Below are 22,787 nucleotides of genomic sequence, written 5' to 3'. Positions count from 1 at the left end.
AGTCTTTCCTACTCAGACTTTTGCGTCACAGCGCAAGTTCCGGAGCGCTAGGCCTTATACGATACTATCCAGCCGAATACTGGGCAGCTAGTGAGAGTGCTATTGATCAATTCAAGCTTATTGGTGGCAAAATGTCACTTGGCGAAGGTTATGGCATTATAACGCGTCCAGAAAATATAGATTTGATTTATCGTATCAATAATGCCTTATTAAAATTGGAAAATAACGGCGTTTATATGCAGATATATAAAAAATATCTTACAGAATAAAAGAAAGTATCTATTTGCGTTGAAAGAAACAGTTTTACCCAGCTCCTAAGTTCATCTTATCAGCAATTTCGATGAACGTGGTTTCTCTTCTTGTTTTTTCTAAACTAAAGAAAAAGCTATGACCATTTAATACTCTAGTTATACCCACGGCAAGACCAACTAATACAAAAGAGGAGATAAGCATGAGAACATCCGCTAGCAATCTTGGCACATAATGGCGATGTTCAAATTGTTTATGTGCACAAGCTTTTAATTGTGCTCTTTTTTCTTTTGAAGAAAGATCTGACAAAATAATTTCTTTTGCTTTTTCTTGAAAACGTACTAGTGATGTGAGTACTGAATTTGTATTAAAGCGAGCCTTTTGTTGTTCACAGAAATCATTAAGCGTTTTTATATCAGGAGGTCGACTTAGAATTTGCTGATTTGACAATGGATACTCAGTAGCTAAAGAGCGATGAGCACGTTTTAAGTCAGCAAATGAAATGATAGTGAGATTTAAGTGATGCCGATCACTATAGGCTTGCAATCGTTTGATATTCGCCTCGGTATCAGTGGCCACAATTTGAATATCTTTTCCTAATTTAAGTGACTGTTCAACCCGATACTCTTGAGAGTCCACTTCCAAAAGATGCATCTGATGGCTTTGGTTATACAATAAAATAATCGGTAATGGATTTTCAACTAAAGCTAAATCTTCAGGAGAGAGCTTTAATGGTTTTGAATGTTCATGTAAAAGCTTTTGCGTAACTAGAAATCGCTTTTCTAATACCTCCACATAGTCTATTAGTGAAGGAGCTATATGCTGAAAATCAAACATTTGATAATGTCCACGACAAGTTTCATGGAGTATATTCTCAAAAGACCAGGAAGAACGATTGTAAATCATATAGCCATAATCGTATTGTTCTAAGTTACTTTTATCTTTTCTTTTTTCTTGAGGGCTATCAATATATTCAAATAAGTACTCTGTTTTATCATTTTTGGAAAAGGTAAAAAGATCAATGACATGCTGACAATTTTCAGCAGTAGGGTTATTATAAATATCTTGTATGGAAATTTTAGACTGCTTTAATTTTTCAAGCACTTTTGCAAGAGAGAAATGACTGCTTATTTCTTCTGAGTCTATGGAAGATAAATTAGGCTTTACAATAATGTGAGTTGATAATAGTAAGTATAAATAGAAAATATCCTTCACTTGATGAAAATTTTCTTCTAGATTTTGGATTACTGAAATTTCCTGTAGATTGATCCCCAGTTGTTTTGCACGCGCAAGATAAATATTAATAATATTAATCCTATAAAACAAATCTTTTGTTGCATGAGTACTATATGCTATTAATTTTGCTAAACAATCTTCTTTAGACAGTACTTCATTGATTTTTGTATAATGATATATAACGCTATTTAATGAATATTCGTTCCTATCTTTTCCTCCATTTAGTTTTGCAAAACAAGGTTGGCCATCAGCCGTAGCACTATTAAGTCCACCTTGAGTTAACTCACCACATAAAGGGGCCAACTGATATTCTTCTAACATCGTTATTGGTGACATCAGTTGGAAATTAGTTTGAGGCATTAAAGCAAGAGTTGCACTGTTGGTGCCATGAATATAAGGAACAAAAGCTGGTTCTTTATCGTAAGTGCTAGAGAATATAGGCGTCTCTAAATTTAATAACTTTTGCAAATACGGGTCTTGATTTATTGAATTTAGCATGGCTGAAATTGCATTATCAGCATGTTCCAGTTTCACTTTTTCTTGCATCGAATATTCTTGTTCACTTTTCTCTATATGAAAACATTCCTTATTAGGTCCTATTAATTGAGTAGGGAAACAAAGATCTTTTTGTTGTTTTAGTAAGTGCAATAAATGTTTTGCATAATCAAAAAATATAGGACCATCTTTATCTTTTGCATAGGAAAAAACTTCGGTAATTTTTTGTTCAACAACAGCAAATTTAAATTTATCGGTGCAACGTATAATATCAAAGCAATCAGCAAGACTAATGAGTAAGCGGGCATATTGTAATCCCTCAATGATCTCTTGAGCTAGAGAATGCGACGCTAAATAATGTGCTAACTCTTGCGGTTTGTCTTTGTATAAGGCAAGGCGAGAAAATATTTCTGCTAATAAAGAAGAAACGCCTTTTTCTATTAAAAAACACTCAATATTCTTTGCACTTCCTTCTTCCCATCGATCAAACCCCTCATCTTCTCGTGCAGTATCATGGCCTAAGCTTACATAGCGAATCAAATAAAAAAGTTCATCTTCATTTAAATTACTAAATTGCATTAATGCCTGTACTTTATTTTGGACTTCATGGGGATATTGTTGTTGACATAAACGATGCAACATTACTGTGGACCAGGCTACTCGTGAAGCATGCATTGCTCCATGAATTTCTCGCTCAATGTATCCATTTCGAGTATTCTCTTTCTTTGAGTTTCCTTCTAAGGGGCGTTTAAACGGTTGCAAGTAAGTAGAATTCATGAATTCCTGACCGAAATGATACCATCCCTGTGCTGAAAATAAATTAGGAGCGGTAGAACATGTAGATTTAGTCATACAATAGTCCAAAAAAAGCTTCAAAGGCTAAATTTTTAAGATTAAGTTAAAATCAAATAACAACCTAATTGTAATTTTAATGTACAATTATGTCAATACTTATATGATCACTATTCTATTAAATTAATTTAATTTAATTTAATTTAATTTAATTTAATTTTTAATGTTTAAGCAAACAAAAAAACAGTCTCATCAAGGTACCGCAAGTACCAGACCGACAAAGTTGGCAAACTATGGTGTTCTTTGCAGAGCGATTTGATACTATATATAACTTATTTTTAGAGATAGAAATCAAAAATGTCATTGACTGTAAATATTATTGGCGCTGGGCATTTAGGAAAATCCATTAGCCATTTGCTATTAAAAAATCAATTGGTTCATATTGGTGCAGTTTTTAACAGTACGCTCGGTAGCAGCAAAGAAGCGATAAAATTTATTGGCGGGGGCACTTCTTATTCGGCAATGGAGCAATTGCCAGCTGCGGATCTAACGTTTATTACTACTCCTGATGATCTCATCGCCCCAATTGCAATTCAATTAGCTGAAAATCAATTTATTGGGCCTAATACTACAGTTGTACATTGCAGCGGCTCTCTATCTTCTGAAATCTTAAATCCGATTAAGGAAAAAGGTGCCTGGGTTGCAAGCATTCATCCAATGCGCAGTTTTGCTAATCCAGACATTAGTGTTGAGCAATATAAGGGTACTTATTGTGCCATGGAGGGTGATATCCAAGCGCTTTCTCTAATTAAACCACTTTTTGAGGCCATTGGCTCAATAACTTATCAGATAAATAAGGATAAAAAATCTCTATATCATGCTGCCGGCGTCTTTGCCTCCAATTATATGGTAACCTTAGCGCAACAGGCTTTTTTGTGTTTGCAAGAATCGGGAGTCGCTAAAGATATGGCAATGTCAATCATTACTACATTGATGCAAGGAACACTGGTGAATTTAAAAGATACTCTCTCCCCTGAACAAGCACTTACTGGCCCAATTAAGAGAGGAGATATTGCCACTCTTGAAAAACATATGGCCGCATTTACTCATTCTAAGGCGCAGACGCTTTATTCTTTATTGGGCAAGGCATGTCTTGAATTAACAACACATGACGCAAATAAAAAAGAAAAATTAAGCGCAGCACTAGTACAGCGTTAACGCAATGGCGCTTATTTTTTAGTGGATAGGATCTAAATTTGCTTCTTTTGCTACTGACTCTTCTGTGAATTCGCTATCAGCTATTTGTTCCTTAATCAAGATTAAAAAGGGAATAAATGCTAATGCAAAAATAATGGAAAGTTGATAGAGCCCAACCCAACCAATAAATAATTGAATTGTAGCCGCTATAGGTCCCGATAGAGTTCGAGGCAAGGTGGATAAAGCAACTAAGATCGAAAATTGAGTACCCGTAAATTGCTTATTAACCAAACGCATGAATAAAGCAACCAAGGCAGTAGATCCCATCCCAGCAGCAAAATTATCACAAAATACGGCTACAGATAATAAAATCACACTTTTGCCCATAAGTGCAAGAGCCAGAAATAATACATTGGTTAACGCTTGTAACAACCCAAAAAAGAGCAAAGAACGATATAAAGAAAATCGAATTAGCAAAATACCTGCAAGCAAACCACCTAATAAAAGTGAGGTTAATCCTAATACTTTATTTACATAACCAATAGTATCTAGAGAAAAACCAAGGCCTTGAATTAAAAAAGGCATAACAATGCCGCTAGTAGTGGTTGTAAAAGCTTCACCCAATTTGTAACAAAAAATAAAGCATAAAAGATAAATGATTCCTTTTCGTATCCAAAGCTCTTTTAAAGGAGCAATAAATAACTCCTTCATATTGCTGATGTCTTTGATTTCGGTACTCGGTTCTTCACTGAACAATACAGCCAACATCCCAATTATCATGATAAAACCCATGAAGCGATAGGTAAATGCCCATCCTAAATGATTGGCCATAATCAAAGCCAAGCCTCCTGATAAAAGCAGCGCTGCCCGGTAACCAAATACAGCTAAAGTAGCGCCTAGAGCATGTTCTGGTATCGGTAAATATTCAGTTCGGTGAGCATCAATCGCAATATCTTGGGTCGCTGAAAAACAAGCCAGAACTAATGCTAAAATCGCAAGCGCTGTAGGATATTGTTGCGGATTGAGCCAAGCCATCAGATTAAAACCCAGCAATAAGAAACATTGCATGGTAATTATCCAACTACGCCGTTTACCCATACGAAATAAAGAGTAACGATCTAAAATGGGGCCCCAAAAGAAACGATAAGTATAAGGCACGCTAATAAGGCTCAGCATTCCAGTGACTAAAACAGACATACCACTATAGGAATACCATGCTTGCAGAGTACTGCTGATTAAAGCCATTGGCAAACCAGAAGAAAAACCTAATATAAAGATAATAAACAGGCGTTTATTCATTGACATATGTTCAGGAAAAATCACCCCGAAAATACTTCGGGGCGAACAAAAAAAGCATATTATGTTGATTTTTTAATAGAAATCAAATGAATTTTGAAAATTAAAGTCTCATTAGGGCCAATTGGACCACCTACACTACGTGGCCCGTAAGCCAAATCAGAAGGAACATACACTTCCCAAGTAGAACCAGAAGGCATTAATTGTAACGCTTCAGTCCAACCAGGAATTACTTGTGATACTTGAAACGTAGCTGGCTTGCCAGTTTTTTGGGTGCTATCAAATACAGTGCCATCAATTAAAGTACCCGTGTAATCAACCGTTACTGTATCGTTTTTACTTGGCTTAGCGCCTGTACCTGCTTCAATAATTTTGTACTGTAAACCACTTGGTAATACAACTACACCTGGTTTGCTTTTATTGCCAGTTAAAAACGCTTCACCTTTTGCTTTGTTTTCATCTGCTTTTTTGTTGAACTCAACACTACGTTTAGCCATTAAATCTTTTTGAAATTTGTTTAAAACATCTTTCATTTGTTGTTCAGTTAACTGCAACTGAACACCTGACATACCGTCTTGCATTCCTTTTGCTAATGCGTCTGGATTGATGTCAATGCCTTGAGTTTTAAAATTTTTCCCTAAATCAGCGCCAATACTGTAAGATAATTTATCTTTATCAGTAACCAAGGCATCCGCAGCCATTGCAGTAGACATTGCAAGCCCCAAAACGGCTGTAGTGACCAATCTCATTTTCATATAAGAATCCCCTTCTAGTCTTTGCTTAAGTACATACCGTAAACTAAAATTATTAGTAAGGTATAAACCGGTATAAAAATACCTGATCATTCTGCCTAAATTCAAATTAAATTACTAGGTGTTATGAATGATTTAATTCAAATAGACAAATAGGTAAGATCATTCTACACTTTGCTCTAATTACAACTAGAGATAGAAAACTCATGAACATCAGTGTATTCGATTTATTTTCTATTGGCATTGGTCCTTCAAGCTCTCACACTGTAGGGCCAATGCTTGCTGCAAATGCATTTTTGCAATTACTTGAAGAAAAAAATTTATTTGATTTGGTACAAAGAGTTAAAATAGAACTATATGGTTCATTAGCATTAACCGGCAAAGGTCACGGCACTGATAAAGCAATTGTAAACGGTTTGGAAAGTAAATCACCTGAAACTGTAGTACCAGCATCCATGGTACCGCGCATGCATGAAATTCTTGAAACAAAAGCATTAAACTTAGGCGGCAAAAAACTCATCAAATTTCATGAAGCGTCTGATTTTTTATTTTTACAAAAAGAATTATTACCTAAGCATACGAATGGTATGCGTTTTTCAGCCTTTGATAATCAAGGAAATTTGTTAATCGCGCAGGTATATTATTCTATCGGTGGTGGTTTTATTACTACTGAAGAAGATTTTTCCAAAACCTCCGAAGGCAGTGTGCCACCTCCTTATCCTTTTACCACCGCTGCTGAACTATTAAAACTCTGTGAAGATAATAATTTAACCATTGCGGAGCTAATGTTCCAAAATGAAAAAACCTGGCGTAGTACTAAAGAAATCCAAAAAGGCATTTTAGCAATTGCCAAAGTTATGGATGAATGCATTGCTAATGGTTGTAAACATGAAGGCACATTGCCTGGTGGTTTGAATTTAAAAAGACGCGCTCCTGATTTGTACAAAAAATTAATGAACCAAAAAGGAGTTAAAAGTATTTTTGAGCAATCAGACATTATGAACCAATTAAACCTTTATGCGATGGCCGTTAATGAAGAAAATGCTGCCGGTGGACGTATTGTCACTGCCCCTACCAATGGCGCTGCGGGCATTATTCCTGCTGTGCTTAAATACTGCCAACAAGCCCATGACAAAATGCAAGATAAGGATGTTTATACTTATTTTCTTACTGCCGCAGCCATAGGGATCTTATACAAAAAAGGCGCTTCCATTTCCGGTGCTGAAGTAGGTTGCCAAGGTGAAGTCGGTGTAGCATCCTCTATGGCTGCTGCCGGATTAACTGCAGTACTTGGTGGTACGGTAGCGCAGGTAGAAAATGCGGCTGAAATTGCTATGGAACATCATTTAGGCATGACCTGTGACCCAGTTTTAGGCTTAGTACAAATCCCTTGCATTGAACGTAATGCCATGGGTTCCGTTAAAGCAGTAAATGCCACCCGTATGGCTTTAATCGGTGATGGGCAGCATCAAATTTCACTAGATAAAGTGATAAAAACCATGAAACAAACTGGGTTGGATATGCAAAGCATCTATAAAGAAACCTCTATGGGTGGCTTAGCCGTTAACTTACCTGAGTGTTAATTCAGAATAGCTTCTCATTCATGAAAAAAATTTGAATCAAAAGTATGGGCTTAGTTTTCAGGGAAGAAGACACTCTTCAACTGCAAGATTGAACCATTTATTTTCTTCTCTCCATCATGTGTTTAAAAGCATCTACACTCAGGAATTTCGGATGATGGCTTTTCAGCAGAAAACTCTACACTAGCTTTCAATATATCTTGAATATATCCACCCTCTTTAATAAGAACATCATATCGTTTTTGCAATCGACATGCTCTCCTATTACCAAAAAAACCAATCACTTTTTGAGACTCATTGGTTCTTATAGCTTCTGTTTTTAAAGCATCATACAAAATGGCAAAACGATCATGTTTACCTTGCCTTGCATCAAGCTCTGTTATTAACGTTTCAAGTCTCTTTAGCGAATCCATACGATCTTGATGATGTTTTCCTGTTTGGCAATATTCTCTCTTTTCTGTTTCAATACGATTTTTTAAATAATTGTATTGCATATCGCTGAGATTATCAGGCTCCTGTTCACCACAATACATCGAGTCAATCAGCTTTGATTTCTCTAGAACATCAGAGTACATTTTCTCTAAGCGTGAACTGCGAAAACCACCCAAAAACCCTATTTTTTTATGAGATATATTGGTCGCAGCTTTTTGTGCTCTGATTGCGTCTAGGAACGAAACAAAACGCTGCGCATTGTTATTACCTTTCACACTATCAATATCTAGAGACAACCGCTCCAAAGAATTTATTCGATCTTGGTGATGTGAGCCTTGGGCAAGATAAAGTGCTTTTTGCTTTTGATAATACTTCTTCAGCAATAAAAATTTAAAGTTATCCCTACTGTGCTTAATCAGTTTATCTTCAACCTGCGCCACTATTTTTTTGTGGGCCTCACTTCGAACCTCTATCAAATTTGCAACTTTTTGCTTCACTTCAGAAGCAATATAATTTAGTTGTTTATAATCTCCACGCAAATTTTGTTTTAACTCAGTAAATTTTTGCTCTATATTCTGTTTTATTTTTTGATGTTTTTCAAAAACATGTTGCCAAGAAAAATCCAAGTCATTTGCCGCAGCTGACAATTGGTTACACAACTGCGCATCCGTTTCATAAAGGTCTGCAAGAACAGAAATAATGGTACTTAATGTTGTATTAATTTGATTGGCAGCTGCCTGTTTGGAGCCTTTAATTTCAGTTTTTACTGTCTGTAAATATTTTTGAGCAGAATCACAAGACAGCGTAACCACAGCAGGAATGACCAAGTTTTTTACTGAAATATTAAGCTTTTTATCATATTTATCACTAAAATAAGTTTTTATTACTTCAAAGAGAATCGGAACTTTTGTCATTATTTCAGATGCAGCATCAGCTTTCAGGTGATCTCTCAAGATCGAGGTTAAACGGCCAGTCTTGTTAAGTGCTGCCCGTACTATATTTTCATATGTATTATCTGTAGATAATACTTGATCAATCTTAGTCAATTCCCCAATAACTGCATTTATAATATCATCTATAGTAGGAGAAGATACAATTTCATCCTTAAATACCGCGTTAGCGATGTCCTTACCCTCATCATCCAAACGACTAAGCCACTGTAATAGTTCATCTCTTGTTTTTTCAACAGATTGCAATACATCAATGAAACGATATAGATCTCTATTTTCTACTGAGGCAGAAGTGAATTTTTTAACCTCTTGTATTTGCTTCATCACTTGTCGTGCATTTGTTTCTATTTCATATTTGTATTGAGCCAACCGGCCTTCAACTGCTTTTAAGTCACGTCCTAATTGATCAATTTTCAAATCTATTTCTGATTTTGCAGCACTTTTTAGGTTGAAATCGACCAAGCGCTATTACCACTTGGTTCTCATAAATATAAGGAGGTTCAACTTTAATATTTTTAGCAAATTCATTGAGTTCATTTTCAAGGGTCTCTAACTTCCTGTAAGGCTCTATAAATAAATCTCTATCAGTAAAACTTGTGTTTTTTTTAATTACAGGCAATAGCGTATCAATCTCCTTAAGACGGGATATACAATTAAAATTCAAGAAATTCATCGCACTAATTAAATACTGTTCCGCTTCAACAAATTTCTTGAGAAGAGGATTATCATACTTATCCCTCACACTGATTTTACCAAGAATTTTCAGCTTATCACGTAAGGTCTGCGCAGTACGTGTTATTTCCTCAATAGTTAAATGCTTATTAAATGATAAGCCCAAAAGCAGCAGCGCACTCTTAATGCTCATGAGCTTATCTCTGATTTTTTTTTGTCGGAGCTGTTCAAACATTAGAACAGAATTAATATCGTCTTGAGGATGCGATTTATTTTGGCTTTCTTCATCGACTATATGCCGAACTTCCCACATCCAAATAAGTTTACTCGCCGGACAAAAACTATCCTTAGATTGATAGAGACGAGTTGTATAATCCTCACAGTGAGTCTTTAACTGGATGTCATTTAACATAGAAGCCAAATAACTTAATTACTTATAGGCTTTAAATCGTACCTGCGGGACTGAAGCATAGACAGCAATCAAAGCAGCCCAAATTGCTATTCTATAACTTTGCTCCTTAGAACTATTATGACCATTAGTAATATAGTCTTCTACAACTGCTTGAATCTTTTCTATATGTTTGATTTCTTTAATAACTTTTGATTCAATACTTAAATAAGGTTTAAGGTCTTGATATTCTCTTCCTAATCCACCCATATAATTTTTAGCGCTCCAAATTCCAGAAGATACATTCTCTTGCAATCTCTTATTGAGTTCTGGCATATCTTCAGGTTTAGCACCGATTTTATTCGCTTGTGATAAAATTATTTTAATTAAAGACTCAGGCATATTTATTCTCTATAAGCTTTCTGATTAGATAAAATTTCTGCATGGTACCATAGCCATACTAGAGTAAGGAAACAAACTCATTGTTTTATTCTAGATTGCTTGGTTCGCTTCTTATCTTGCTCTAAATTACATTACTCTAGTGCTATGGTCCAAAGGTATAAGGAATTTTTTTTATAAAACTCATCACTTACAGCATAACCAACGACTACGGCCAGAACATCATTAATATAAATAAGAGGAATTTTATCGCGAAACCAAGGAGGGATATTCCATTCTTGAAATAATTTTTTTAAGCGTTTGTGCTGCCCATGCCAAAAGAAGACTTCACCACCTCGTCTGAAATTGATAACAATCTTGGCATTTTCAGGAATAAACACACCTGAAATCGATTTTTGAGCATTGAGTGTGATACCAATTTCGTTAAATACTAAAGGCTCAGGAAAATGAGACCAAGGTGTAGACAAAGGGGCATTGAATTTATTTTTTTTTTCCAAATACAACTGACTGTGAAAACGTCGGATAATATTATTCCCCCAACTGACTTCAGGAGTAGCATCAGTACGTGCATAGATAACTTCGTGAATTAAACACTGAAAAGTTGCGGCTGGTGGTAATGAGATATGATTTTTTTTCAACCAAACCCTGAGAATATTAGTCATCCGCTCCAAACTTAGTTGCTGCAAAGATTCAATCCGCAATAAGCCATTAGCACTGGCTAGTTTTGGATAATCAATCATGGCTAATGTATCTAAATTATCCTTTGCTTGTCGGCAATGCACTGCTGCCCTACTGATATTTCTTACAGCTGCCGGCCATTTCGCAAGCAACTTGGGCATAATTTCTTGGCGCAAGTAATTACGAGCATAAGTAATATCTTGATTACTCTCATCTTCTATCCAATTTAATTGATGCAATACAGCATAATGCTCTAATTGTGCGCGCGTATAATGTAATAAAGGCCTAATTAAAGTACTTGCACCTAAGAAACTTCGTTCAGACATAGCAGCTAAACCATCAATACCAGTACCGCGAAGCAATTGCAACAATACTGTTTCTGCCTGATCATCTTGATGGTGTCCTAAGATTAAACATCCCTCTTCATCAAGTAAAGAAGAAAATACCGCATAACGGGCATTACGTGCGCGCTCCTCAAGATTTGCGCCGTGATCAAAATGTACCGATTCTGTAATAAAAGCAATATTGAATTGCTGGCACCATTGAGCACAATGGTGCTGCCAAGAATCGGCATTAACACTGATCCCATGGTTCACGTGCACTGCGACCAATTTCGCTCGTAAATTAGGGAAAGAAGCCAATACATGCAGCAAAACGGTAGAATCCAATCCACCGCTATATCCTACGATTAATTTTTTGAATCGGTCAAAACGAGAAAGCCAATGTACATGAATCATGAATATATTGCCTTGGGGAAATAAAATCTGAATATCCCGCGTTATAAAGCGCCCATGTCCATAAATTTCTTATAGCGCTGCTCTACCAATTGCTCAATAGGGATCTTTTTCAAGCCAGTAAGCTCATTTACCAAAATTTCTTTGATACGAGCAGCCATTTCATCGACATTACGATGAGCACCACCTAAAGGCTCTGAAATCACACCATCTACCAGCTTGTTCTCAAAAATTTTATCAGCAGTAATCCGCATTGCTCGCGCTGCATCTTGTGCTTTTGCGGCATCTTTCCAGAGAATAGAAGCACAACCCTCTGGGGAAATCACTGAATAAATACCAAATTGCAGCATTAAAACGCGATCACCTACACCAATGGCTAAAGCCCCTCCAGAACCAGCTTCACCGGTAACAATGCATATGATTGGTGTTTTTAAGCGAGACATTACAAATAAATTGCGGGCAATAGCTTCTGATTGGTTACGTTCTTCAGCGCCAATGCCAGGATAAGCACCGGCAGTATCGATAAAAGTAATAACTGGTAACTGAAACTTTTCAGCCATATTCATCAAACGTAAGGCACGACGATACTCTTCTGGACGTGCCATTCCAAAATTACGATACACTTTTTCTTTGGTACGTTTGCCTTTTTGATGCCCTAAAACCATCACTGGTTCGCCATTTAAACGCGCTAACCCCCCGATAATTGCTGGCGCAGACGAATGGTTACGATCGCCGTGTAATTCCTGAAAATCAGTAAATATACGTTCAATATAATCGGTAGTTTGTGGCCGTAGCGGGTGCCTTGCCATTTGCGCTACTTGCCATGGCTCCAAGTTAGAAAAAACTTGTGCCGTTAACTGTGAACACTTCATTTCAAGACGTGCGATCTCTTCACTTAAATTTACTTCGTTGTCATCTCCGACCATGCGAAGTGCTTCAATTTTTTGATTTAGCTCTTCAATAGGCTGTTCGAAGTCCAAAAATTGTCGGCTCATTCAATACTCTTTGGTAAATTAATTTATCATGGTATATGATAACCTATAACCCCTAATTGATGCCAGAATCAAACAAAACATATGACGATTACAGGATTTACACCATTAGATACAGATAATTGCATCTTAAGTGAAACGCGCATTGATCTTTGGCAATTCTCTTTGGTTAATGAATTACCTAATGCTCCTCGCATACTCAATGGAGAGGAACAGGCACGAGCTGAGCGTTTTTATTTCAGTACTCACCAACGCCGTTTTTCAACTGCAAGAGCAACTTTGCGAATAATTTTAGCACGTTATTTGAACACTAAACCTGAGCGCCTGGAGTTTTCATATAACGCTCATGGCAAACCTAAAGTAATTAATTCTGCACGCTTACAATTTAATCTAAGCCACACGGGAGACTTGGCAATACTTGCCGTAGGCAAGGGTTTTCCAATAGGGATAGATGTTGAAAAATACTCTTCCCGCCCTTATGAGGGCATTGCTAAAAACTCATTTTCTGAGCGCGAATATCAAGACTTCATGAAAACCCCACAACCATTAAAACCTGCAGTATTTTTCCATATCTGGTCACAGAAAGAGGCATTTATCAAAGCTTGCGGCCTAGGACTTGCTTATCCCACTAAGGATTTTACTGTACCAACATCCATACCTACGAATCAATTAGTGAACGATCCATTACACAACATGATCTGGCATTTACGTTCATTCATGCCCGAAATTGCATACAGTGGCGCATTATGCTGCCATCCTACTGTTCGTGAAATCCGCCATGGATTAATCCAAATCCACTCTAATAATACAAAGCTGAAATTCTAAATTATTATGATGCGCTTTACCTCATCACAAACGACTTTATTAAACATCCTGAATGATGGCTGCTGCCATAGTGGTTCTGAACTCGGTCAGGCTTTAGGAGTGACTCGCTCTGCAATATGGAAGCAAATCAACCAACTCATTGAACTTGGTATTCCAATTCAAAGTATTCCGCAACAAGGTTATCACTTGCCGCAAAAACTCATTTTACTTAATGAAGAGCGACTTAGCATGCTGCTTGCTATGCAGAAAATTTCTCTACCTGTTAATGTGCATGTGTTTAGCTCAATTGACTCCACCAATCGTTTTTTAAAAGATTTGTCTGCAAGTCATGAGCTTGAACTCTGCTGTGCAGAAATGCAAACCCAGGGCCGCGGGCGCTTTGGCCGTCAATGGCACTCCCCTTTTGGTGAAAATATTTATTGTTCAAGTCGTTGGAATTTAAATTGTGATTTAGCCAAACTCTCGAGCTTAAGTTTAATTACTAGCTTAGCTATTTTAGCCACACTTAATGAATTGCAAGTCTCTTCAGAAATTAAAATAAAATGGCCAAATGATATTTATTGGCAAGATAAAAAACTTTGCGGCAGCTTAATTGAAATTCAAGCTGAATCAAATAGCAATGCTCAAGTAATTATTGGCATTGGTATCAATGTGAATACGGATACAGCTAGTAATCCTCTGCCAGATAAACCTTGGTGTTCGCTTTATGAAATCAGCCAGCACTATTTTGATCGTACCTTGTTGATTGCAAGCTTGGTCAGCCATCTTGACCGCTATATTACTAAATTTATAGCACATGATTTAAATGCCTTTATAGACGAATGGAATCAAGTAGATTATCTGGCAGGCAAACACATTCAGATAACTCAATCAACAAAGACTATTGTAGGTCACGCCCGTGGCATTAATCACTGGGGACAATTGATTTTGGAAGATGAAAAAGGACAAAAACATTTTCTGTCTTCAGGAGATACGTCGTTACAAGCAAATCAAGTATAAACTTTAAGACATTTTATTATGGTTCGTCCCGAGCGTTATTAGGCGCTCGGAACTGGATGAACTGCGAGGAAATTAATTTTTATACTGTGGTCTCAGAATCATCTGATTGCTTTTCTTGTTGTATACGTAAATAAATTTCTTCACGGTGTACAGATACATCTTTTGGTGCATTAATACCTAAACGTACTTGGTTACCCTTAACGCCTAATACAGTAATGTTTACATCATCACCGATTATTAAGGTTTCACCTATACGTCGAGTTAAAATTAACATAACAAATCTCCCTAACAAAAAGCAGCCACCTATTTTCTCCATAGAACGCATCCATGGTTGTTCTCAGCAACTACAATGTGATTAAAAAATCAACGACTATTATTTTACGGATATTATTCTACACTGTTATCCTTAACACAGTATTAAGAAAATATTCCACCTGTCTATATCTTTAAAGAAAAATAAATTTTTTTCAATGAATTCAACGAGTAAAATGAGATTGAAACATTGGAAATATTTTCTCGATAGAATAGTAAATTAAGAAAATCATACCTATTTGTATAATAATTGGCAAAATAGCGCTAAGAGCCTGATTATTGATTAATAAAACCAGGATTAAAAAAGCACAATTCAACAACAATTGCCCGAGAAGAATAAAAGGTACAGTAACACCTGCTTGTCTTAAGCGTTGATAAGCATGTTTACGGTGTGGGCTAGACCATTTTTCCTTCCTAAGAAAGCGTCGAATTAAAGTAATGGTTGCATCAAAAAGAAAAAGCCCATTGAGCATAAACCAATAAAAAATAGGGATCTGAAATTTTTGCTGTGCAATTAAAGCCACTGCAAAGGTTAGCAATCCTAAGGAAGCACTTCCAACATCGCCCATAAATAATTTTGCTGGAGGAAAATTAAAGATTAAAAATCCAAGCAGGCAAGCCACCATGATCAAGCAAAAGTACTGATAAAAAGAAGAGTCATAAAGAGCAAAAAGTACTGCATAAGCAACAAAGAGAAATGCAGCCTGAGAAGCACAAAAACCATCAATACCATCCATAAAGTTAAAATGATTAATGGCCCAGATTACTAAGAAAAACACCAGAAGAATAATGAATACTGGATGACTTATAGTTAATAAACCGAGATTTAATTGCTCAGGTCGTAAAAAAATGGTAGCCAATAAAGCAACGAGTGCTTGCACACAAAAGCGTGATTTTGCCGACAAATGATATAAATCATCTAAAAAACTTACTGTAGCAATCATTACGATACTCAAAGCAAGCACTAATTGCTTCAGAAAAGGCGTACTCGTTATATAGCTCAGGATAAGCAATGACAGCACGCCTAAACCAATAAAAATTATACCACCGCCTCTAACTGTAGGCTTAGAATGCATCGATCGCTCATTGGGTTTGTCCATAAGGCGTGTACCTTGTGCCAAATTACAATAAACTTCGGTCAAAACTACCGAGAGCATTAAAAAAACAATACTAAGAGTGAAATTCACATTGATACCATTTAACCGTTTCTCTTAATCCTTCAGTTGAGTTTACTGGAGGTTCCCAACCTAATTGCGATTTTATTTTACTGTTGTTTACTTCTAATGAACCAAACAAACGGGTATTTAAACTTTTCTTGCCTAATAAGAAGAAGGAAGCCTCCATCAAGCGGACTGGAACTGGGAATAACCTCGCTTTAATATCCATCTCTTGAGCCATAAGACGCATCATTTGTGCTAAAGACAAAGACTCATTATCCGCTACCAAATAAGTTTGATTAGCTGCCTCTGGATGTGATACTACAGCGCATAAAGCCGAAACTAAATTCTCAACATATACTAAATGTCGGCGATTTCTCACTTTGGCAAAAGGCAAAGGAAGACCTTTTCTTACTAAGGTTAACATTTTTAAGAAATTGGCTTTCACTTCAGGCCCATAAACCAAAGGGGGCCGAATAATGACTATTTCTAAACCAGTATTTTGGCTAATCGCGCGTAAATACTGCTCAGCGTATAATTTGCTTTGACCATACGGGTCTTCTGGCTGCGGTACACTTTCTTCAGTAAAAGGCTCCCCTGGCATGGTGTATTCGCCATTAACTTTAATTGAACTTAAAAAAATAAAGCGTTTGATTTGGTGTTTTGCTGCTTGTTTGGCTAAATTTTTAGTGGCTATGCTGTTTATTTTGCAATAATTCTCTAAAATAGAATCAGATTTTTCATTCATGACATGCACACGAGCAGCTAAGTGAATAACCACCTCCATGTCAAGAAGCGCCTCACCCCAATCGGGATCCCGCTCTAATTTATCAACAATAACTTGCTCAGTTTCAAGCCAATTAACTTTTTGTGACACCGCACAACGCACTTCGTGCCCTGCAGCAATAAGCTCTGGTACCAAGCGTCTTCCAATAAAGCCTGTAGCTCCAGTAACTAAGATTTTAGACATAATTTAACCTGACATTAATGAATTATCCATATTCTAGGGCGCACAGCCATTAAAGTTAAGCCAATTTTTTACTGCCATATTCCTTAACTTAAGGATAGTGACTCTAGGGCGTGCTCTCACTATGCACTCTATACCAGCAATATGAATAATTACAAGAAAAATAACAATAATTTTTCATCAATCAATAGTCGCCAATCTCCCTCATTTAAGGATATACTTAACCAAATCTTTTGAAATTATTGGAATCCTGCATGTCCTTGAAGGCCATGTATAATGAAATTGCTGACAATTACGCTACAGCTAATCGCTTTGGCGCTATAAGTAAGAGCCATCAAGTAGCAATTGAACAGATGCAAAAATTTTATTTAGGTATGAAACCCTATTATAAAGTTTTAGATCTGGGAGTGGGTGATGGCGCTTTTTTGCATCAATTGAAACAAGCAATGCCTTTGGCAGAATTTACGGGGATTGACGTATCTTCAGAAATGCTAAAACGAGCAAAAGAAGCAATTCCTTTAACCACTATTGAATGCAGTGCGGCCCAAGCAAGTAAATACCTACCACCACATAGCCAAGATTTAATTCTTGCGCATTTTATTAATGCCTATATTCCAATTCATATTTTATTTAATGAAGCCAAATTGCTTACTCGTGCTAATGGCCATTTTTCAATGATTACTACTACTTATGATTCCTTTCCCGTAGCACAGCAACAATTAGCTGAATTTATTTCCCAAGATTCTATTCTAAGTAGTGTGGTTGGACATTATTATAAATCCATTGTTAAAAATACTACTGTTGCCGCCAATAATGAGGAGTTGATGCATGCATTTAAACAGCATCAATTTGAAGTGATTGATCACCGGCGTTTAGAAATCCCTATTACACTCAATAATATCGATGAGCTTGCTCATTTTGGTATTGAAGGAACTTGGTTTCTCAATACTTTATCGATTCGAATGTTGCCTAAAAATTTTTTAATTGAGCGCTTAAAACGCCTGTTTAGTAAAATATTCACTTTTCCCTATCATGATACCCATATAATTGATGTAGTTCTCGCCAAGAAGTGATAATCTGATAATAACCTGTTGTTTTACTGTAATTTGTTTGCAAATTATCGAAGAAACGAGGCGAAAGGATGCTCTATCAAGAAGTGAAAAATTACATGTCTGTGCTGGACCTACGCCAAAAGCAAACCAATAATATTATCTTTATCACCTTTTGGAGCCAGTTTTCTGTTTACGCATTTAATACCATACTGGTTTTATTCCTTACTCGTCCTTTATGGACTCAAGGATTGGGCTATAGTCAATCCAAAGCCTATGCATTTATAGGTGTTGCACATGCAACGGGTTATTTAATGCCTATGCTAGGTGGTTATATGGCAGATACAATCGTGGGCATTCGCCGTTCTATTTTACTAGGCAGCGTTATGCTGGCATTAGCATACTTATTGGTCATGCTTAGTGGATACACAGTCAATTTCTGGGGTGATCAACTCTTTATCGCCGCTTATGCTTTGATCCCTGCAACCAACTCATTACTCATGGGTACCTCATCCAGTATGATATCGCATATTTATTCCGACGATGCGATCAAAGCAAAATCAGCAATGACTTATTATTATATTGCGATTAATGTAGGTGCTTTGCTGGCAACCTTGATTGCGCCAGTATTATTAGAAAGCCGTTATGGTCCCTTGTCGATATTAGCTGTGACCTTTGTTGGCAAATCAATTGCTGCGCTAAATTTTGCCAGCCGTTACCGCATTTATGATAATGTAATTTGGGGTAAAGATTTATCTAAACTTTCCCAACAAGGCATTATGCGTTTAATCGCTTATATTGGTGGTATTTATCTTTTAACTTTATATGCCTTTTCCCATGTATATATAGCCAGTACTCTTATTGCTATGGGCAGTACTTTAGGGATCTTTTGGTTTTTTAAGAAGACTATTACTCTCAAAGGAATTGTGCGAGACAAGCAAATGATTGCCTTATTACTGATTCTGGAAGCAGTGGTGTTTTTTGTTATTTATAATCAAATGCACAGTACTTTAATTTTATTCGCGAAGAATAATTCGGACCATAATTTATTTGGTTTAACTGTTTCCCCGGCTCATTATCAAATGCTTAATCCTTTATTAATTTTGGCCATTGGCAGTCAATTGCCTCGTTTTTATAAATGGGTTCCATGTTTTACAATTCCCTATCAATTTGCAGCAGGTATTTTTCTGTCTGGTCTTGCCCTATTGCTCCTTACTTTTGCCTCTTATCAGGCAACAAATGGCATAATTAATGGAAATTATATTGCCTTAACTTATATTTTAATTTCCATTGCAGAATTGTGGGTTAGTGCCATTGGTTTAAGCATGATTGGTTTGTATTGCGATCAAAAAACCATTGCGTTTGCGATGGGGGTTTGGTATCTCGCAAGTTCTCTAGCCCATGCAATTTCAGGAAGAATTGCTGCCTGGGTTGCAATTCCTACCACCATTCATTCAGCAGTAGACAGCTTGCCATATTACAAAAGCTATTATCTCTTGTTAGGCATCAGTGCTTTGATTTTAGGAGGAATTATGTATTTAGTTGCCATTCTTTTACAAAAAAAGATGCAACAACGCGGGATTGTTTTAGCCTAAATAAGGATACGCTCTAAATGAAGACCTGATAAAGCACAGCGCGTCATCAAGACGAAAATATTGCTCTAGCATTAAGATTAATGGTTCATGATACTTTATAACATTCATTAGCAAGGTATCTATCGTCATATCTGAACTCCAATTAACCGCCAAGATTTCTGGATTAACCCTCTAAACCTAAATTATCTCTCTTGAAAATTCTATCTGCTCGATAACTGGAGCGAACTAAAGGCCCAGAGGCTACTTCGAAAAATCCTTTCTGCAAACCAATTTTTCTTAATTCAGCAAAGGTTTCTGGAGTCACATAGCGTGCGATAGGTAAATGGTTTTTCGTGGGTTGCAAATATTGTCCTAAAGTCAAAATATCTACATCTTGAGTACGTAGATCATCCATAGTTCTAATGATCTCCTCATCAGTTTCGCCCAACCCCAACATCAAACTGGTTTTGGTCAAGACATCAGGTCTATAACGTTTTGCAAAAGCAAGAACATTCAAAGTTTGCCAATAACCTGCGCGATTATCACGTACTGGATGCGTTAAACGTTCAACGGTTTCCACATTTTGTGCAAATACATCCAATCCACTATCCAATAATAAAGCAACATCACGCTCAATCCCTTGAAAATCAGGAGTTAGAGCTTCTACTTTAGTTTTAGGAGTACGCTGTTTAATAGCACGTATGGTTTGTGCATAATGACTAGCCCCGCCATCGAGTAAATCATCGCGGTTTACAGAGGTTAACACGACATAATCCAAATTCATCAAGGCAACCGTATTTGCTGTATTCTCAGGCTCTTGCGCATCAAGCCATCCATGTGGATTACCAGTATCTACTGAACAAAAACGGCATGCACGTGTACACACGGCTCCCATTAACATAATCGTGGCCGTACCATGAGACCAACATTCAGAAATATTAGGGCATTTCGCTTCCTCACAAACCGTAGACAAACGATGTTTTTGTACCTGTTCTTTAACCTGATGGTATTCAGAAGTAGTTTGATTGACAATGCGCAACCATTTTGGCTTAGGTAAACGCTCATAACCTTGCCCTGTAGCCTTCACCCCATCTTTAATAGCAGTCACGCCATGAGAGGTTTTATACTTTTTTCCACTTTCAACAACTACAGGAATATCAATGAGCTTACTCATACTACCACCTAAAAACTAAGGAATAATGATGATCCCAAACCATTAGTTTAAGATCAAGGCAATTTTAAAAGGTACCCACATATCACCAAGATTATTATCGTGAATAGGGAAACTCCTAAATAGGATAACACCATCGGGTACACAATAAAGCACAAAGCGATGGCGAATAAAAACAAGCGTCCTGTGTTTACCCATCGTGATTGCCAAACAGCAAAAAATTTTAACTTAAGTAAAATAAAATATACAATTAGAAAAAGTATTAAAGGTAAAATGAAAGTCAACTGATACAATACTTGATAAAAACCAGACTGCACTGCTGATATTTGTTGGTTCCCCAGCCATTGCTCAAAAATATAAGCCCAATTCATCGCACAAGTTTGTTGATACGCCATCGCTACCAAACCGACTAAAAATGCCAATGCATAATACCAAATACTATTGGTTTGCTGCTTATAATGTTGGACTACAAAATAAATCACTGCGAGTCCTAATAAAGCAGCAGGTATTCGTAACCAAAATAATATCTGATAGAAAAGACTGGTATGCGCTTGTTGAAAATAATGCATTAAGCCAACTGCAAGAATAAAGAGTATTCCTGAGAATAGTTTCTTTTCTTTTTCCTTCTCGATAAAAAGAAAGGCTAAAAAACCTATGAAACAGAAAAAAGAACAAGGATTGAGCGCATCAGTTAATCCAATAATACTGATGTATCTAAAAAAAGAAGGGTTATCTACCATACCCGCATTAAATTGATTAGCACTCGCCCACTGTCTTAAAGTATCTACAGTAGCAGGAGTTAACATCCCATTTTTTTCAATTTGTTGCTTGCAATAATCAAGAGCGTGTATTAAATCTTTCCCTGTAGTTTCAGGGCTTGCAAAACCAACCCAGCGTGAGTTACAAAAAAAGATGGAAGGGACAACAAAATCATCCATATACTCTTCACTAAGTAATTGATTAAATCGCAATAAAGCATCTTTATTTTCATTAATCATATGATACTTAATAGCTAAATTCGGTGCTTTAGGGGCTAGATCATTAAAAAATGCATCTGCTTTTTGGCAATGGGGACAGGTAGATGAAAGAAATAACTCTACATTAAGCGTTGCTTTTCCATCAGCACTTAATGTATACCATGGTGAAGTACTCTCAGCTGCCCATAAGTTAGCAATGAGAATAAAAAATACGAATAACATGCGCACTACTGTTTTCATAAGTAATTAACTTAAGTTAAAACAATACTATAACACTATAATACCTATATTAGACTAGAGTCTGTTGACATTTCGTTTTTAAGAATCAAAAAATGTTCAGAAATGTCAACAGACCCTAAGTATAAATATAATTTTCCAAGTGCTCAATGATTCTAGCCTTGTTGTCGAGCAAGTAATACAAGAGATCGCCGATTGACACAATAGCAATAAATTCACCATTATCTTCGCGAACTAGCACATGCCGCCTTTTAGTTTTAGTCATAGCTTGCATAGCCTTTTCCACAACATCATGAGGACTTAGGATCGTGACCTCTTTAAAGACTACCTCAGAAACTTTCCCTTTTTCAAGACTCACACATTGTTGCTTGCAAGAGCGCACGATATCACGTTCACTGATTATGCCTACCAGCTTATTGTTTTTATCAACAACTACCAAGGCACCAATATCAAGGTTCGTCATTATATCAATGCATTTTCTTATGGAATCTTCAGGATGGATGTAAACAATTTCGCGTCGAGGACTCGGCAAGACGCTGTGCAATAGCTCAGCCATTTTGTTCTCCAAAGAATATTTTACACGCAGCCCATTGTATAAATATAGTACAATTAATAACCTTTTAGTAACTCCCCAGGTATTTAATTGAGCTCACCGGGCTTCCCCTCTCCACCGCGCG

The 22,787-nt window shown here is 36.7% G+C and carries 21 protein-coding genes and 1 pseudogene; 7 read left to right on the top strand and 15 right to left on the bottom strand.

From position 1 onward, the window contains the following. Positions 1 to 269, top strand: a pseudogene (locus tag QM652_RS10335) (hypothetical protein); the annotation flags it as partial. Between the two features lie 34 nt (positions 270 to 303). Here the strand turns inward: QM652_RS10335 and QM652_RS10330 are convergent. Beyond that, positions 304 to 2,832 carry a hypothetical protein gene (locus QM652_RS10330; protein ID WP_415075479.1) on the bottom strand — a complete coding sequence of 843 codons (2,529 nt, stop codon included), beginning with the start codon at positions 2,830 to 2,832 and terminating at the stop codon, positions 304 to 306. Positions 2,833 to 3,129: 297 nt separating this feature from the next. Here QM652_RS10330 and QM652_RS10325 point away from each other — a divergent pair, with 297 nt between their 5' ends. Further along, positions 3,130 to 3,990 (top strand): Rossmann-like and DUF2520 domain-containing protein, encoded by an 861-nt coding sequence (locus QM652_RS10325; protein WP_415075477.1) that lies wholly within the window; start codon positions 3,130 to 3,132, stop codon positions 3,988 to 3,990. Positions 3,991 to 4,008: 18 nt separating this feature from the next. Here the strand turns inward: QM652_RS10325 and QM652_RS10320 are convergent, their stop codons facing one another. Both QM652_RS10320 and QM652_RS10315 read right to left on the bottom strand, forming a co-directional pair. After that, complete coding sequence (locus QM652_RS10320; RefSeq protein ID WP_415075475.1) at positions 4,009 to 5,268, bottom strand: AmpG family muropeptide MFS transporter; 1,260 nt, start codon at positions 5,266 to 5,268, stop codon at positions 4,009 to 4,011. A gap of 59 nt (positions 5,269 to 5,327) precedes the next feature. After that, positions 5,328 to 6,020 carry an FKBP-type peptidyl-prolyl cis-trans isomerase N-terminal domain-containing protein gene (locus QM652_RS10315; protein ID WP_415075473.1) on the bottom strand — a complete coding sequence of 231 codons (693 nt, stop codon included), beginning with the start codon at positions 6,018 to 6,020 and terminating at the stop codon, positions 5,328 to 5,330. Positions 6,021 to 6,223: 203 nt separating this feature from the next. On the opposite strand from QM652_RS10315, the gene QM652_RS10310 reads away from it, so the two are divergent. Next, on the top strand, positions 6,224 to 7,600 hold the full coding sequence (locus QM652_RS10310) for an L-serine ammonia-lyase (RefSeq protein WP_415075471.1): 1,377 nt from the start codon (positions 6,224 to 6,226) through the stop codon (positions 7,598 to 7,600). A gap of 122 nt (positions 7,601 to 7,722) precedes the next feature. Here the strand turns inward: QM652_RS10310 and QM652_RS10305 are convergent, their stop codons facing one another. From QM652_RS10305 to QM652_RS10285, 5 genes are all read right to left on the bottom strand, one after another. Beyond that, on the bottom strand, positions 7,723 to 9,396 hold the full coding sequence (locus QM652_RS10305) for a hypothetical protein (RefSeq protein WP_415075469.1): 1,674 nt from the start codon (positions 9,394 to 9,396) through the stop codon (positions 7,723 to 7,725). Further along, a complete protein-coding gene (locus QM652_RS10300; RefSeq protein ID WP_415075467.1) occupies positions 9,386 to 10,063 on the bottom strand; it encodes a hypothetical protein in 678 nt (225 codons plus the stop codon). The genes QM652_RS10305 and QM652_RS10300 overlap by 11 nt, the downstream gene beginning before the upstream one ends. Positions 10,064 to 10,081: 18 nt before the next feature. Then, positions 10,082 to 10,441, bottom strand: a complete 360-nt coding sequence (locus tag QM652_RS10295) for a hypothetical protein (protein WP_415075465.1) — start codon at positions 10,439 to 10,441, stop codon at positions 10,082 to 10,084. 131 nt (positions 10,442 to 10,572) lie between these two features. After that, on the bottom strand, positions 10,573 to 11,853 hold the full coding sequence (gene tilS, locus QM652_RS10290) for a tRNA lysidine(34) synthetase TilS (RefSeq protein ID WP_415075463.1): 1,281 nt from the start codon (positions 11,851 to 11,853) through the stop codon (positions 10,573 to 10,575). A gap of 41 nt (positions 11,854 to 11,894) precedes the next feature. Continuing rightward, positions 11,895 to 12,845 (bottom strand): acetyl-CoA carboxylase carboxyltransferase subunit alpha, encoded by a 951-nt coding sequence (locus tag QM652_RS10285; RefSeq protein ID WP_415075461.1) that lies wholly within the window; start codon positions 12,843 to 12,845, stop codon positions 11,895 to 11,897. Between the two features lie 81 nt (positions 12,846 to 12,926). Here QM652_RS10285 and QM652_RS10280 point away from each other — a divergent pair, with 81 nt between their 5' ends. Together QM652_RS10280 and QM652_RS10275 are read left to right on the top strand one after the other, a co-directional pair. Further along, a complete protein-coding gene (locus QM652_RS10280; protein WP_415075459.1) occupies positions 12,927 to 13,667 on the top strand; it encodes a 4'-phosphopantetheinyl transferase family protein in 741 nt (246 codons plus the stop codon). Positions 13,668 to 13,673: 6 nt separating this feature from the next. Further along, positions 13,674 to 14,666: a biotin--[acetyl-CoA-carboxylase] ligase gene (locus QM652_RS10275; protein WP_415075457.1), complete on the top strand. Its 993-nt coding sequence runs from the start codon at positions 13,674 to 13,676 to the stop codon at positions 14,664 to 14,666. 79 nt (positions 14,667 to 14,745) lie between these two features. On the opposite strand, the gene csrA is transcribed toward QM652_RS10275, so the two are convergent. From csrA to QM652_RS10260, 3 genes are all read right to left on the bottom strand, one after another. Next, positions 14,746 to 14,940: a carbon storage regulator CsrA gene (gene csrA, locus QM652_RS10270; protein WP_006869248.1), complete on the bottom strand. Its 195-nt coding sequence runs from the start codon at positions 14,938 to 14,940 to the stop codon at positions 14,746 to 14,748. 202 nt (positions 14,941 to 15,142) lie between these two features. Continuing rightward, entirely contained in the window at positions 15,143 to 16,165 is a 1,023-nt protein-coding gene (locus QM652_RS10265) for an MraY family glycosyltransferase (protein WP_415075455.1), read from the bottom strand. Then, positions 16,149 to 17,105 carry a UDP-glucose 4-epimerase family protein gene (locus QM652_RS10260; protein ID WP_415075453.1) on the bottom strand — a complete coding sequence of 319 codons (957 nt, stop codon included), beginning with the start codon at positions 17,103 to 17,105 and terminating at the stop codon, positions 16,149 to 16,151. Before QM652_RS10260 ends, QM652_RS10265 begins: the two co-directional genes overlap by 17 nt. A gap of 251 nt (positions 17,106 to 17,356) precedes the next feature. Between QM652_RS10260 and QM652_RS10255 the strand changes: the two genes are divergently transcribed. Beyond that, the gene (locus tag QM652_RS10255; RefSeq protein WP_415075451.1) at positions 17,357 to 18,175 is read left to right on the top strand and encodes a class I SAM-dependent methyltransferase; all 819 of its coding nucleotides are present in this window, start codon (positions 17,357 to 17,359) and stop codon (positions 18,173 to 18,175) included. 68 nt (positions 18,176 to 18,243) lie between these two features. Continuing rightward, positions 18,244 to 19,746, top strand: a complete 1,503-nt coding sequence (locus QM652_RS10250; protein WP_415075449.1) for a peptide MFS transporter — start codon at positions 18,244 to 18,246, stop codon at positions 19,744 to 19,746. Here QM652_RS10250 and QM652_RS10245 read toward each other — a convergent pair. From QM652_RS10245 to QM652_RS10230, 4 genes are all read right to left on the bottom strand, one after another. After that, complete coding sequence (locus tag QM652_RS10245) at positions 19,738 to 19,875, bottom strand: hypothetical protein (RefSeq protein ID WP_415075447.1); 138 nt, start codon at positions 19,873 to 19,875, stop codon at positions 19,738 to 19,740. The genes QM652_RS10250 and QM652_RS10245 overlap by 9 nt on opposite strands. A gap of 34 nt (positions 19,876 to 19,909) precedes the next feature. Next, positions 19,910 to 20,899, bottom strand: coding sequence for a lipoyl synthase (gene lipA, locus QM652_RS10240; RefSeq protein ID WP_415075445.1), 990 nt, complete (start codon positions 20,897 to 20,899; stop codon positions 19,910 to 19,912). Positions 20,900 to 20,952: 53 nt separating this feature from the next. Continuing rightward, positions 20,953 to 22,113: a hypothetical protein gene (locus tag QM652_RS10235; RefSeq protein WP_415075443.1), complete on the bottom strand. Its 1,161-nt coding sequence runs from the start codon at positions 22,111 to 22,113 to the stop codon at positions 20,953 to 20,955. A 115-nt stretch (positions 22,114 to 22,228) separates the two neighbouring features. Continuing rightward, the gene (locus QM652_RS10230; protein ID WP_415075441.1) at positions 22,229 to 22,666 is read right to left on the bottom strand and encodes a CBS domain-containing protein; all 438 of its coding nucleotides are present in this window, start codon (positions 22,664 to 22,666) and stop codon (positions 22,229 to 22,231) included. Positions 22,667 to 22,787: the final 121 nt, after the last annotated feature.

Source organism: Legionella sp. (assembly GCF_047605385.1).
In the GTDB taxonomy this organism is placed as follows: Bacteria; Pseudomonadota; Gammaproteobacteria; order Legionellales; family Legionellaceae; genus Legionella.
This window is presented reverse-complemented; position numbering and strand designations above follow the sequence as displayed.

What these genes read in the sequence shown, in the direction of transcription:
- QM652_RS10325 (WP_415075477.1), top strand. Translation starts at nt 3,130, where the DNA reads ATGTCATTGACTGTAAATATTATTGGCGCTGGGCATTTAGGAAAATCC.
- QM652_RS10330 (WP_415075479.1), bottom strand. Translation starts at nt 2,832, where the DNA reads ATGACTAAATCTACATGTTCTACCGCTCCTAATTTATTTTCAGCACAG.
- tilS (WP_415075463.1), bottom strand. Translation starts at nt 11,853, where the DNA reads ATGATTCATGTACATTGGCTTTCTCGTTTTGACCGATTCAAAAAATTA.
- QM652_RS10250 (WP_415075449.1), top strand. Translation starts at nt 18,244, where the DNA reads ATGCTCTATCAAGAAGTGAAAAATTACATGTCTGTGCTGGACCTACGC.
- QM652_RS10315 (WP_415075473.1), bottom strand. Translation starts at nt 6,020, where the DNA reads ATGAAAATGAGATTGGTCACTACAGCCGTTTTGGGGCTTGCAATGTCT.
- QM652_RS10275 (WP_415075457.1), top strand. Translation starts at nt 13,674, where the DNA reads ATGATGCGCTTTACCTCATCACAAACGACTTTATTAAACATCCTGAAT.
- QM652_RS10280 (WP_415075459.1), top strand. Translation starts at nt 12,927, where the DNA reads ATGACGATTACAGGATTTACACCATTAGATACAGATAATTGCATCTTA.
- QM652_RS10245 (WP_415075447.1), bottom strand. Translation starts at nt 19,875, where the DNA reads ATGACGATAGATACCTTGCTAATGAATGTTATAAAGTATCATGAACCA.
- QM652_RS10310 (WP_415075471.1), top strand. Translation starts at nt 6,224, where the DNA reads ATGAACATCAGTGTATTCGATTTATTTTCTATTGGCATTGGTCCTTCA.
- QM652_RS10300 (WP_415075467.1), bottom strand. Translation starts at nt 10,063, where the DNA reads ATGTTAAATGACATCCAGTTAAAGACTCACTGTGAGGATTATACAACT.
- QM652_RS10255 (WP_415075451.1), top strand. Translation starts at nt 17,357, where the DNA reads ATGTCCTTGAAGGCCATGTATAATGAAATTGCTGACAATTACGCTACA.
- QM652_RS10230 (WP_415075441.1), bottom strand. Translation starts at nt 22,666, where the DNA reads ATGGCTGAGCTATTGCACAGCGTCTTGCCGAGTCCTCGACGCGAAATT.
- QM652_RS10295 (WP_415075465.1), bottom strand. Translation starts at nt 10,441, where the DNA reads ATGCCTGAGTCTTTAATTAAAATAATTTTATCACAAGCGAATAAAATC.
- QM652_RS10260 (WP_415075453.1), bottom strand. Translation starts at nt 17,105, where the DNA reads ATGTCTAAAATCTTAGTTACTGGAGCTACAGGCTTTATTGGAAGACGC.
- QM652_RS10235 (WP_415075443.1), bottom strand. Translation starts at nt 22,113, where the DNA reads ATGAAAACAGTAGTGCGCATGTTATTCGTATTTTTTATTCTCATTGCT.
- QM652_RS10320 (WP_415075475.1), bottom strand. Translation starts at nt 5,268, where the DNA reads ATGAATAAACGCCTGTTTATTATCTTTATATTAGGTTTTTCTTCTGGT.
- lipA (WP_415075445.1), bottom strand. Translation starts at nt 20,899, where the DNA reads ATGAGTAAGCTCATTGATATTCCTGTAGTTGTTGAAAGTGGAAAAAAG.
- QM652_RS10285 (WP_415075461.1), bottom strand. Translation starts at nt 12,845, where the DNA reads ATGAGCCGACAATTTTTGGACTTCGAACAGCCTATTGAAGAGCTAAAT.
- csrA (WP_006869248.1), bottom strand. Translation starts at nt 14,940, where the DNA reads ATGTTAATTTTAACTCGACGTATAGGTGAAACCTTAATAATCGGTGAT.